The sequence below is a fragment of the Dokdonia sp. genome (assembly GCF_039945015.1).
GTDB lineage: Bacteria > Bacteroidota > Bacteroidia > Flavobacteriales > Flavobacteriaceae > Dokdonia.
This window is the reverse complement of the sequence record NZ_JBDUXP010000012.1, coordinates 219,032-231,635: the sequence shown is the minus strand read 5'-3', so window position 1 is coordinate 231,635 and position 12,604 is coordinate 219,032. Positions and strand designations below refer to the sequence as shown.

General features: G+C 33.8%; 11 protein-coding genes. 5 read left to right on the top strand and 6 right to left on the bottom strand.

What is annotated here, in order from left to right:
* Nucleotides 1-16: 16 nt before the first annotated feature.
* The 3 genes from ABJD27_RS09945 (at nucleotide 17) to accD (ending at nucleotide 4,669) form a co-directional block, all read left to right on the top strand.
* Nucleotides 17-2,578: a BamA/TamA family outer membrane protein gene (locus ABJD27_RS09945; RefSeq protein ID WP_348162809.1), complete on the top strand. Its 2,562-nt coding sequence runs from the start codon at nucleotides 17-19 to the stop codon at nucleotides 2,576-2,578.
* 115 nt (nucleotides 2,579-2,693) lie between these two features.
* Nucleotides 2,694-3,761, top strand: a complete 1,068-nt coding sequence (gene fbaA, locus ABJD27_RS09940; protein WP_348162812.1) for a class II fructose-bisphosphate aldolase — start codon at nucleotides 2,694-2,696, stop codon at nucleotides 3,759-3,761.
* 50 nt (nucleotides 3,762-3,811) lie between these two features.
* Nucleotides 3,812-4,669: an acetyl-CoA carboxylase, carboxyltransferase subunit beta gene (gene accD, locus ABJD27_RS09935; protein ID WP_348162815.1), complete on the top strand. Its 858-nt coding sequence runs from the start codon at nucleotides 3,812-3,814 to the stop codon at nucleotides 4,667-4,669.
* Between the two features lie 75 nt (nucleotides 4,670-4,744).
* On the opposite strand, the gene ABJD27_RS09930 is transcribed toward accD, so the two are convergent.
* Nucleotides 4,745-7,291: an alkaline phosphatase family protein gene (locus tag ABJD27_RS09930; protein WP_348162818.1), complete on the bottom strand. Its 2,547-nt coding sequence runs from the start codon at nucleotides 7,289-7,291 to the stop codon at nucleotides 4,745-4,747.
* Entirely contained in the window at nucleotides 7,284-7,460 is a 177-nt protein-coding gene (locus ABJD27_RS09925) for a hypothetical protein (RefSeq protein ID WP_348162821.1), read from the bottom strand. Before ABJD27_RS09925 ends, ABJD27_RS09930 begins: the two co-directional genes overlap by 8 nt.
* Before the next feature lie 119 nt (nucleotides 7,461-7,579).
* Here ABJD27_RS09925 and ABJD27_RS09920 point away from each other — a divergent pair, with 119 nt between their 5' ends.
* Nucleotides 7,580-8,407, top strand: a complete 828-nt coding sequence (locus tag ABJD27_RS09920) for a T9SS type A sorting domain-containing protein (RefSeq protein WP_348162824.1) — start codon at nucleotides 7,580-7,582, stop codon at nucleotides 8,405-8,407.
* Between the two features lie 123 nt (nucleotides 8,408-8,530).
* Nucleotides 8,531-9,787, top strand: a complete 1,257-nt coding sequence (locus ABJD27_RS09915; RefSeq protein ID WP_348162827.1) for a GTP-binding protein — start codon at nucleotides 8,531-8,533, stop codon at nucleotides 9,785-9,787.
* A gap of 28 nt (nucleotides 9,788-9,815) precedes the next feature.
* Here ABJD27_RS09915 and cysD read toward each other — a convergent pair whose 3' ends face one another.
* The 4 genes from cysD to cysQ are packed head-to-tail and all read right to left on the bottom strand — an operon-like array spanning nucleotide 9,816 to nucleotide 12,569.
* Nucleotides 9,816-10,721 (bottom strand): sulfate adenylyltransferase subunit CysD, encoded by a 906-nt coding sequence (cysD, locus tag ABJD27_RS09910; protein WP_348162830.1) that lies wholly within the window; start codon nucleotides 10,719-10,721, stop codon nucleotides 9,816-9,818.
* Nucleotides 10,714-11,316, bottom strand: a complete 603-nt coding sequence (gene cysC, locus ABJD27_RS09905; RefSeq protein WP_348162832.1) for an adenylyl-sulfate kinase — start codon at nucleotides 11,314-11,316, stop codon at nucleotides 10,714-10,716. Before cysC ends, cysD begins: the two co-directional genes overlap by 8 nt.
* A 7-nt stretch (nucleotides 11,317-11,323) precedes the next feature.
* Nucleotides 11,324-11,773, bottom strand: a complete 450-nt coding sequence (locus ABJD27_RS09900; protein ID WP_348162835.1) for a DUF2061 domain-containing protein — start codon at nucleotides 11,771-11,773, stop codon at nucleotides 11,324-11,326.
* A gap of 1 nt (nucleotide 11,774) precedes the next feature.
* Nucleotides 11,775-12,569: a 3'(2'),5'-bisphosphate nucleotidase CysQ gene (gene cysQ / locus ABJD27_RS09895; protein ID WP_348162838.1), complete on the bottom strand. Its 795-nt coding sequence runs from the start codon at nucleotides 12,567-12,569 to the stop codon at nucleotides 11,775-11,777.
* Nucleotides 12,570-12,604 lie beyond the last annotated feature (35 nt).

Below are 12,604 nucleotides of genomic sequence, written 5' to 3'. Positions count from 1 at the left end.
TATTATCCTCACCCACTTGAAATATACGTTTACAAAAATATCATTATTTATTCTTCTAGCAGTCCTACTTGCTAGTTGTAATGCAATTAAACGTGTTCCTAAAGATGAACATCTACTCACTGAAAACACAATTACAGTAGATGGAGAAAAAATCACAGACCAACGTTATTATAATTTTCTATACCAAAAACCTAACACAGAGCTACTTAAAGCTCCTTTCCGTCTTTATATATATAATTGGGCACGACCTAACATAGATTCTATTTTAAATGTACAACGTGCAAAAGATGATACTCGACGTAGTTTCTGGACGCGTTTGCTTTCGCGAAAGCAAGTAGAGTCTTTTAGAAAATTCAAAAAGGATTTTAATTCTGGAATTAAAAAAACAGGAGAAGCGCCTACTATTGTAAATGAAATTCTTACTAAGAAATCGGCAAATAGACTTGCTAAGTTTTATATTAATAATGGATATTTTAATACTGAAGTCGATTATAAGATTAAAAGAGATAGTAATCAGAGAGCAACTGTACATTATAACGTAATACGTCATAAACCGTATCCACTAGATACTATAACCCCTATTATTGCGTCACCCGTTGCAGATTCTATCTATCATGTTCATAAAAATGAATCTTATCTTATAAAAGGTGATCCTTATCAAAAATTAAATCTTGATAGAGAAAGAGCACGTATAGAAAAACTATTTAGGAATAATGGGCTGTATCATTTTGAATCTGATCGTATTCGAGTAAAAGTAGATTCTAATAATACTGGACATAAATCTAACATAGAGTATTTTATAGATAACCGAAAAGAGACTATCGGTGATTCTATTAAAGATTTCCCTTTTAAAGTACATAAAATAAGCAAGATCAATATTGTTACTGATTATGGTTATGCAAATAAGAATAGCACATATGCCGATTCTATAAATGCAGATGGATTTAATTTTTATGCATACGATAGAATAAAATACAGGACTAATGCTATTACCGACATTATTCCTCTTAAACCTGGAGCGATATATCGAGATATAGACAAAACGCAAACATTAACACGTTTAAGTAGACTGAACACATTTAAATACCCTAGTATTATTTATCAGCAAGATCCTGCAGATTCTACAGGATCAGATTTAATTGCAAGTATCCGACTTACACCTCTTGACAAGTATAAACTTAGAGCAGATTTTGATGTATCTACATCAAACATTCAAGATATTGGTATTGCAGGATTTGGTTCTCTACTCATACGTAATATCTTCAAAGGTGCAGAAACATTAGAAATTTCTGGAAGAGGTAGCTTAGGAGCTTCTGATGACGCGGCCAATGATGATGATAGCTTTTTTAATATTTCAGAAATAGGAATAGATGCCAGTATTCTTTTTCCAAGAATATTTTTTCCTATTAATACGACAAAACTTATTCCTGCTCAATGGCAACCTAGTACACGTCTTAATTTAGGATTAAGTGTACAACAAAACATAGGACTAGATAAGCAAAGTTTTGCTGGAGGATTATCCTATAACTGGACACCATCTAAAACAAATACTTTTACATTTGATCTTATCGACGCACAATATGTTCGTAACATCAACTCTAATAATTATTTTAATATTTACAGAAATAGTTTTGACGATCTTAACACATTAGCTACATCAAATATTGACAATATAAACCCTGATTACTTTCAGGCAGATGCAACTACGCCTACGCTTTCTATTCCTAATGGAGCAAATAGTTTTATTAATGATGTCACAAACGGGACTGTTTCTGGTTTTAATGATGACGAGGTTTCTGAAGTTAATGCTATACGTGAACGACAAGATCGACTAACTGAGGACAACCTTATTTTTGCACTTAATTTCACATACACATATAACAATAGAGATAATTTGTATGACGATACGTATTCTAGATTTAGAACTCGTCTTGAACTCGCAGGTAATGTCTTGTCTGCGGCAGCAAATATTGCAAATGCTCCTAAAGATGAAAATGACAACTCTCGTATTTTTGGTGTTGTTTTTTCTCAATATGCAAAAACGGAGATCGACTATACAAAACATTGGAAATTAAGAAACGACAATATTATTGCTATTAGAGCTTTTGGAGGTCTTGCAGTGCCGTATGGTAATGCAAACAGTGTTCCCTTTACGCGTAGTTTTTTTGCAGGAGGATCCAATGACAATCGTGCTTGGAGAGCTTATGAGTTAGGGCCAGGAAGCAGTGGTGCCCCAAATGAATTTAATGAAGCAAATATGAAACTTGCCTTTAATGTTGAGCATCGTTTTGATTTATTAGGTTTCTTTGAAGGTGCCTTATTTGTAGATGCTGGTAATATTTGGAACGTTTTTGATAATGTAGAAGATCAAAATTCTCAATTCAGAGGGTTTTCAAGTTTAAGTGATCTTGCTGTAGGTTCTGGTTTTGGATTACGATTGGATTTTGATTTTTTCCTTTTTCGATTTGATGTTGGTTTTAAGACATATGATCCCTCTTTAGAAACAGGAAATAGATGGTTTAGAGAATATAATTTTTCGAATGCTGTTTATAATATTGGGATAAACTACCCTTTCTAAAAGGGTTTACCTTCTTCTCAAACGTTATCGCAATTCCTTTTAGTTTCCCTTACAATCCTAGACTGTTTTACTATATTATTTCTTATTTTTACCACCTTAAACATAAATCAAAAATATGGCTCATTCTATTAAACCAGGAGTTGCTACTGGTTATCAAGTGCAAAAGATTTTTAATTATGCAAAAGAAAAAGGATTTGCACTTCCTGCTGTAAATGTTATTGGATCAAATAGTATCAATACTGTATTAGAAACGGCTGCTGCACTTAATGCTCCCGTGATTATACAATTCAGTAATGGAGGAGCTCAATTTAATGCTGGAAAAGGGTTAAATAATGAGAATCAAAAAGCAGCTGTTGCTGGAGCTGTTGCTGGAGCAAAACACGTACATGAACTTGCAAAAGCATACGGAGCAACCGTAATACTTCATACAGACCATTGTGCAAAAAAATTATTGCCTTGGATGGACGGAATGCTAGATGCTAGTGAAGCTTACTATAAAGAACATGGGCATTCATTATTTAGTTCTCATATGATTGATTTAAGTGAAGAGCCTATAGAAGAGAATATCGAAATATGTAAAGGGTATCTTGAACGTATGGAGAAAATGGACATGACTTTAGAAATAGAGTTAGGTATTACAGGAGGTGAAGAAGACGGTGTAGATAATACTGATGTAGATGATTCAAAATTATACACACAGCCTGAAGAGGTAGCTTATGCATATGAAGAACTTTCTAAAGTAAGTGATCAGTTTACAATTGCCGCTGCATTTGGAAATGTACACGGAGTTTATAAACCAGGCAATGTGAAGTTAACTCCAAAGATTCTTAAAAATTCTCAAGAACACATTACTCAAAAATACGGTGTTGAGCATAATCATATTGATTTTGTTTTTCACGGAGGAAGTGGATCTACACTAGAAGAGATCAGAGAAGGGATAAGTTATGGTGTTATTAAAATGAATATTGATACAGATCTTCAATATGCAACCGCAGAAGGAATACGTGATTATTTTAATGAGAATACTGACTATCTTAAATCTCAAATCGGTAATCCAACGGGTGATGATTCACCAAACAAAAAATATTACGACCCGCGTGTTTGGCTACGTAAGGCAGAAGGCACTATGCGTGCTCGATTAGAAAAAGCTTTTGAAGATTTAAATAATGTAAATACATTATAGTACGCTTTCGCGAAAGCATAAACATATACTCATAAATACTCCCTCATATTATGGCTTGGTTTAAGAGAAAAGATAAAGGAATACAAACTCCTACCGAAGAAAAAAAAGACACTCCTAAAGGACTGTGGTATAAATCGCCTACTGGTAAAATCGTTGATACAGAAGAATTAGAAAAGAATTTCTATATCAGTCCAGAAGACGGTTACCACGTACGTATTGGAAGTAAAGAATACTTTGAAATTCTTTTTGATGACAATACGTTCAAAGAGTTAGACAAGAATCTTACCTCTAAAGATCCTTTAAAATTTGAAGATAAAAAGAAGTATACCGATAGATTAAAAGAAGCGCAGGAGAAAACAGGTCTTAAAGATGCTGTACGTACGGCTGTAGGAAAATCTAAAGGAGAAGATCTTGTTATTGCCTGTATGGATTTTCGTTTTATAGGTGGATCTATGGGTAGCGTTGTAGGAGAAAAAATTGCTCGTGCAGCAGATTATTCCCTTAAAAATAACATTCCTTTTATGATTATTTCAAAATCTGGAGGTGCACGTATGATGGAAGCTGCATTATCATTAATGCAACTTGCAAAAACATCTGCAAAATTAGCACAACTTGCCGATGCTGGTATTCCTTACATTTCATTATGTACTGATCCAACTACGGGAGGAACAACTGCTTCTTTTGCCATGCTAGGTGACATTAATATTTCTGAACCTGGAGCACTTATCGGGTTTGCAGGACCTCGTATCGTAAGAGATACTACAGGAAAAGAATTACCAGAAGGATTTCAAACTGCAGAGTTTCTTCAAGAACATGGTTTCTTAGATTTTATTACACCGAGACAAGAACTTAAGGACAAGCTCAATCTATATTTAGATTTAATTTTAAATAGAGCCGTAAGAGCTTAACAGCTAACAAAACATAGATTATAAAAAAAAGGAGTTACCGAATGGTAACTCCTTTTTAAGTTTAAGATCATTTTCTTATTTACTTTCTTTTCCTCTATTTCTATAAAGAGAAACATCAATACATTTTTCCATTTCTTCTTTATCTAAATCAACTCCTAAAAATTCTTCAATTTTATTCAAAGATGTCTGAGGATCACTTAAAGTTTCTTTATAATCTATATAGACAAGCTCTACTCCTGGTTCCTTCTCCTTCCAATTTTCTATATTTTCTAAAAGTTTTTTATAAGAATCCATTAACTTAACAGGTAATACACTTGGATCTTTACCTATCATTTTACGTTGTGATTTAATGATTTCAAATAAATCTCTCTTCATAAAAATAATCTTATATCTAAATTGTGGATCTAAATGTTTTAAGAGAGGCCCTACTACTTTGACAGCTTTATCTTTAGATTGATCTAACCAAGAATTATCTTTGTGGATAGACATCACAGATTCAAGCTCATAGTATCCTTTTGGATTAGACTCATCTGCTTTCCTTTTATTATCTGTAAGTATAGGCATCCCCCCTTTATCAAGCATTTGCATCATAAGCGATGTCCCTGATCTTGGCAATCCTGAAACCACAACGATCTGATCTTTACGATATTTAAATGTATTTTTATCTCTAAGCTCTATAGGTGTCTCAAGTTTCTCTTCTATATTTTCTAAAGCTTTAATATCTTTTTGGGCTATGATAGGTTTAAGTTTAGAAGCCATTTCAAAAGCTATTTTAGCATTCTCTAAATCTCCTAATTTTTCTAAAGCCTGTCCTAATACAAAATGAGCTTGAGGAAAATTCCTTACCAATTCAATACTTGTCAAAGCATACTCTACAGCTTCTTCATATTCTTTTAGACTTAGCATCACCTCTGCCATTCCTCTATGGTATTTTGCCTTATCAGACTCGATACTTATTGCTTTCTCAAAAGCTATTTTTGCAGGTTCATAGTCACTCATTTTATATTTTAACGTCCCAATCCTGTACCATATTTCTCCTAAATGCCCTCGTACTTCTGATGCATCTTCTAAAATCTTAAGTGCTCTTCGAGTTTCTCCTAATCCTTCATGAATATCTACCTCTAGAAAAAACAGATTATATTTAATTTTGGTATCTGTTCTCTTAAGTTTATTTAAATATTCGGATGCTTCTTTATAATTCTTATTAGTTACACTTATCGTAACTAAATCTTTATAATAAGGAGCTATATCTATAGGATCTGGTTCTTCTATTAATTCCAGCAATAATCGTTTTGCCTCTACATAGTTTTTCCTCCCTAGATGCACAGTTACTAGGTTGTGTTTTAGATCACATCTCACTTTATGTATAGCAACTTCTTTTTTTTCATCAGGCCTATCTATATACCCTAATTCAATAAGCTGTTCCATTGCTTCATAATCAGATAATGCATCAGGCTTCTCGTCTTTGTCTATTTCTCCAAAATCACCTTCTACATCTTCCCAACTTTTTATAAATTCAGGTTGTTTCTGCTCTTTAAACATCTCTAGTATTACCTTACCATCCATATCTTCTCCTACAGGCAGTCCAAAATGATGTAATATAGTTGGAGTTATATCTAAAAGGTTTAATCCAAAAACGCTTTCATTTTTCTTAATATTAGGTCCCATGGCGACAAACATGCCAAATTCTCTATGCTCTAATGCTGGAGCTGCTTGTACTTTAGGCATGTTTTCTTTTAAAATTCTCTTATTACCAGATTCATACCCATGATCAGACATCACCATAACTGTCGTATCATCATCAATTAAATCCAAAGTACGTCCTAACATCATGTCTTGGAAGCGATATGCACCAATCACAGCTTCCTTATATATATCATGTTTTTCTTTATCAACTCCTGGTAATAAAGGAGGATGAAATCTCATAAATGTGTGACAGAAATGATCAATAAGGTCGTAATAAACTCCCATAAAATCCCACTCTGTAGTACGCAATAATTTTGTAGTTGCGTTATGTACTGAGACATTTTGCGCCATCATCTGAGCAAATGCTGTTAACGTTTTTTCCTCCTCTTGGTTTATCTCATTTGCTCTAGGAATAAATGGAAGAATATGCTCTTTAGTAATTTCATATGGAAACATTCTTAAATCTAAGAAATCATCATATGCACTTTTTGGATGTATGGTACCCTTTGCTAGTGGACTAGGTTTATTAGGATCTATGTTAACTTTCTGAAATTTATCAGAGATAACGACTCCATTAATAGGCTCTACAGGATAGCTAGGCCACCAACCTACTAAATTACTTTTATATCCTTTATTATGTAAAATATTCCAAATGGCTCTAGTTTTTCTAGAGTTTGTAGTAACAGGTCTCACGCCTTCTAAATCTGGCATAATTTCTATAAACCCTAAAACACCATGTTTATCTGCTGTTTTACCAGTGGCTACTGAAGACCATAACATAGGCGAAAAAGGTGGATTCATAGTACTCATATTACCATAAACACCATTATCTATCATTTTTTTTAGAGCTGGCATCTGCCCTTTAGCAAGCAAAGGTCCAATTATTTTCCAATCTGCAGCATCCCATCCTATTAATAAAAGTTTTTTCTTACTCATCTGTATTATTTTCTATAACCTTAACTCCTTTTACAATATTATGAGCCTTTTTAACTTTCCTCCATTCTACAAATGCAATATCCCCTACTGCAAGCAATCCTAATGAGCTATCTACAGGCACATTAGACAGGTCTATTTTTATTTTTTTATCCTTTTTTTTTCTTTCCATTTAAAATATATTCTGGTTAAATATTGTCCACCTTAAAAATTATCTCTAATTTGTGAGCTATTATTGAGTTTTACTGCTGTAAAATAGCAATTACATTACGAACATAAACAATTTAATTTATGAAAAAAATTACTTCAAAAAAATTACTTAATTACGGGGCTATGTCTGCTGCTATTTTAGGAGTAGCAAATGTTAGCGGTCAGATCGTCTATACAGACATAGATGACGTTACCATTAATACCCTAGGCTCTACTACTTCTGTTGATCTTGATCAAAATGGAGATATAGACTTTTCTTTAGATTTACCAAACTTCACAGGAGGTTTTGGTTTTGTTGGTTTCCCAGGTGTTGACCAAGGTGGCGGTATGGGTTCTACTGACAATGTATTTGTTGGTTTTGCTAACGGTAACTTCTTTTACGGTTCTAATTTAGCCGCTGGAGATATCATTGATGCTACATCACCTACAACTGATCCTCTAAGAAGAGCAGATAATAACTTTTACGGATGTGCATACAGTAGTAGCCAGTTTTGTGGTGACCTAGTTGATGCATACGTAGGTTTAGTTTTCCAACTAAACGGTAACACTCATTATGGGTGGGCTCGTGTAGACGTTAACGTTCCTGATGCAAATTCTGGTACAATGACTCTTAAGGACTACGCTTACAACTCAGTTGCAGATGCACAAATTATGGCTGGACAGACTCTTTCTATAGAAGATAACACTATCGAAGGGTTTTCATCATATGTTTCTGACAATGTACTTACTTTAAACGCTAGAACTCCAATAGAAACAATTTCTGTTTTTAGTATTTCTGGTCAAGAAGTAATTTCACAGAAATTATCTAATACAATTGAGACTATTGATCTTAATGGATTAAGTACTGGTGTATATATTGCAACAGTATCTATAGAAGGTACAGAAACTGCTATCAAGTTTGTAAAATAATTACCTTATCTATATTAATATAAAAAAAGCGGTCTTCGGATCGCTTTTTTTATACAACATAATTACAAAGTCTTCTTCACCATCATTATCATATTTATTATATTCACCCAATAATTCCAATTCATGATAATAGACAACAATCAATTATTACGTTTTACAACTGCTGGCAGTGTGGATGACGGAAAAAGTACGCTCATTGGACGACTTTTATATGACTCCAAAGCTATTTTTGAAGATCAATTAGAGTCTGTTTCATCCATAAGTAAACGTAAGGGTCACGAACAAATAGACTTAGCTTTATTTACAGATGGGCTTCGAGATGAAAGAGCTCAAGGAATTACTATTGATGTAGCATATCGCTATTTTACAACTCCAAAACGTAAATTTATCATTGCAGATACACCTGGTCATATTCAGTATACTCGTAATATGGTTACTGGTGCATCTACTGCAAACGTTGCTCTTATTTTAATAGATGCTCGTCATGGAATTATAGAACAAACTAAAAGACATGCGTTTATTGCTTCGTTACTTCAAATTCCTCACATCATTGTATGTGTAAACAAAATGGATTTGGTAGATTATTCAGAAAAGGTTTATGAAGACATACGTTCTCATTTTGAAGAGTTTTCTTCAAAACTACATGTAAAGGACATTCGATTCATTCCTATAAGCGCTCTAGATGGTGATAATGTTGTAAATAGATCTCAAAATATGCCTTGGTTTCAGGATGCACCATTACTTCATACCTTGGAACATATGCATATAAGTAGTGATATCAATAAAATAGATGCTCGTTTTCCTGTTCAGACAGTATTAAGACCACAAAGCAAAGATTTTCTTGATTACAGAGGGTATGCTGGTCGTGTCGCTAGCGGAATTTTCAGACCTAATGATAAGGTAACAATATACCCATCAGGCTTTACATCTACTATCAAAACCATAGACACTATAAACGAATCTCTTAAAGAAGCATACGCCCCCATGTCTGTATCTATCACCTTAGAAGATGATATTGATATTAGTCGTGGTGATATGATTGTAAAAACAAATAACACTCCTACTCCTACTCAAGAGTTTGACGCTATGATTTGCTGGTTACATACAAATACAGCTCGCCCTAGAACAAAGTACACGATTCTTCATACGTCTAATGAACAAAAAGCAATGATCAAGGAAGTCATTTATAAGATTGACATTGACACCTATAAAAGAGAAGAACAGAATAAAGATTTACTGATGAATGACATTGCTCGTATAAAAGTAAGAACGACACGTCCATTAATGATAGATGAATATAGAGACAACCGTATTACAGGAAGTTTTGTCTTAGTAGATGATAACACTAACGAGACTGTAGCTGCTGGTATGATATTGTAGTTTTTCCTAAATACGCTTTCGCGAAAGCTTAAAAATACCCTTGCTTTTTCCTATCTTCCATTGCAGACTCACTACGTTTATCATCGGAACGATTTCCTCTTTCGGTTTGCTTCATCATAGCAACTTCTGCTACAATTTTATCCAGCGTATCTGCATCACTTTCTAGTCCGCCAGTGATTGTGATATCTCCCAACGTTCTAAAACGCACTTTTTTAGAATGTATCGCTTCCCCTTCTCTCTTATTTAAATATTCAGAAACAGGGATCCAAGAATCATTCCTCCAAACAACATCTCGTTGATGTGCAAAATACAATGAAGGAACTTGTATGTTTTCTCGAAGAATATAATTCCAAACATCCATCTCTGTCCAATTACTTATTGGAAAAGCTCTAAAATGTTCTCCTTCAAAATGCTTTCCATTTAAGATGTTCCATAATTCTGGTCGTTGATTTTTTGGATCCCAAGATCCAAAATCATCTCGATGCGAGAAGAATCGTTCTTTTGCTCTTGCTTTTTCTTCATCACGTCTTCCTCCTCCTATAGCACAATCTATATGGTTTGCTTCTATTGTATCCAGTAAGGTTGTTATTTGTAACGCATTACGTGTTGCGTGCTGTCCTTTTTCTTCGGCTACACGACCCGTATCAATAGATTCTTGCACAGAGCCTACAATTAACTGTACTCCTAATTCTTTTACCAAGCAGTCTCTAAATTGAATTGCTTCCGGGAAATTATGCCCTGTATCTACATGAACTAACGGAAAAGGGATTTTTGAAGGGTAAAAAGCCTTCTTGGCTAAATGGGTTACCAAAATAGAATCCTTCCCTCCCGAGAAAAGAATAACAGGATTCTCAAACTGTGCTGCTACTTCCCTTAAGATATAAATAGCTTCAGATTCTAATTCATCTAAATAATTTAAATAATACTTACCCATTATTATTCAGTTTACTTTCTATATACGTTAACACTAATGATGCTGCTTCCTTTATAGAATGTTTTGTTGCATCAATTTCTATAGCAGGAGTTAAAGGCACTTCATAAGGCGCATCAATCCCTGTAAAGTCTTTTATCTCTCCAGCTCTCGCTTTTTTATACAATCCTTTTACATCTTGCTTTTCACATACCTCAATAGGAGTACTTACATATACCTCTACAAACTTATCCTCTCCTACAATTTCTTTAATACGTGATCTATCTCTCTCGTACGGAGAAATAAATGCTCCTAAAACAACTAAGCCTGCATGTGTAATCATCAGATTTGCGACTTCTCCAATACGGCGAATATTTTCTCTTCTATCATCTGGAGAAAAAGTCAAATCGTTATTCAGTCCTTTTCTAACACTATCGCCATCTAAGATACAAGTATGCACTTTCTTCTCTAATAAAGATTGGTTTAATGCATTTGCTATTGTAGATTTTCCAGAACCAGACAACCCAGTAAACCAAATTAAAAAAGCATTATGATTCTTTATAGCTTTGAGTTGTTCAAGATCGACACTAAAATTATGTGGAATGATATTTTCCTGCATGTTTGTTTTAAAATTTCTTAAATATACGATTACGGATGTAACCTAATGGTAAACGTAGCCATAATCGCTCATGAAAATAATACAAAACAAATTTAGTGATTAACTCTGCCAATGCAATAAAAAGAGCAATCCCACTATAACCTTCTAAAACAACTCCAGAAATAACAAACAATATTCCAGTAGCTATTATACGCCAAGAAATAGATTTATAAAGAGTTTCTCTTTTTGACACAGTTGCTTTTCTTCGTCTTTGCCATAAACGTTCGTGTATATAGTAGAGTACTAATTTTATAACAAAATCTATTGTTGCAATTGTAAACGCATTTTCTGTACTACATTGATCATATAAACAGGTAAACACAAGTACTAAAAGGATAGTGTCTAGTGTGGCAATAATGCGCCATACAATTCCTTTTAATAAACTTCTCGTATGTGATTCCTCTTTATACTGAGTCATCTTAATAGCTAACTAGAAAATGAGGGTTTAATAAGTCTTCTTTATTATATCTGAGTGGTTTTTGAGTTTCTTGATCAATTACTGCGACACCTACTGCTTTACAAATAGCATGCCCTGCAGCAGTGTCCCACTCCATAGTTGGTGCAAAACGTGGATAAACATGAGCACCGCCTTCTGCAACAACACAAAATTTTAAGGAGCTCCCTTTTGATACTATATTTACTTCTTTTTCTTTTTCGATCTCTGAGATAAATGCCTTGGTATCTTCATTAAAATGCGAACGACTTCCTACTACTTTTACAGGTTCGGTTTTTAATGCTGGAGCAATTTTTATTGCTTTTTTGACAATGTCTTCGGCATTGACAATAATGTCGTTTTCTACCACAAATTTATAAGAAGCTTCTCCATCGTCTGAGGTAAAATATAGTGTTTTTGTAACTGGAACATAAATCACTCCTAAAAATGGGACTCCATCTTTTATCAATGCAATATTTACTGTAAACTCTCCATTACGTTTTATAAATTCTTTTGTCCCGTCTAATGGATCTACAATCCAACAGCGCTCCCAATCTTTACGTTCTGAATATTCGGCTTGTTTATTTTCCTCACTAATAATAGGAATATCTGTTTTCTCTAAGTATGTATTAATAATTGCATTTGCATTCTTATCTGCAATTGTCAATGGAGATTCGTCTTCTTTAATAACCACATCAAAATCTGTAGCATACACTTCCATGATTGCTTTTCCTCCGTCAATTGCTGCACATATTGCGGTATGTAAATAAGATTTCATCATCACTACAAGTTAGTTTATGGTATGGTTTATTTATA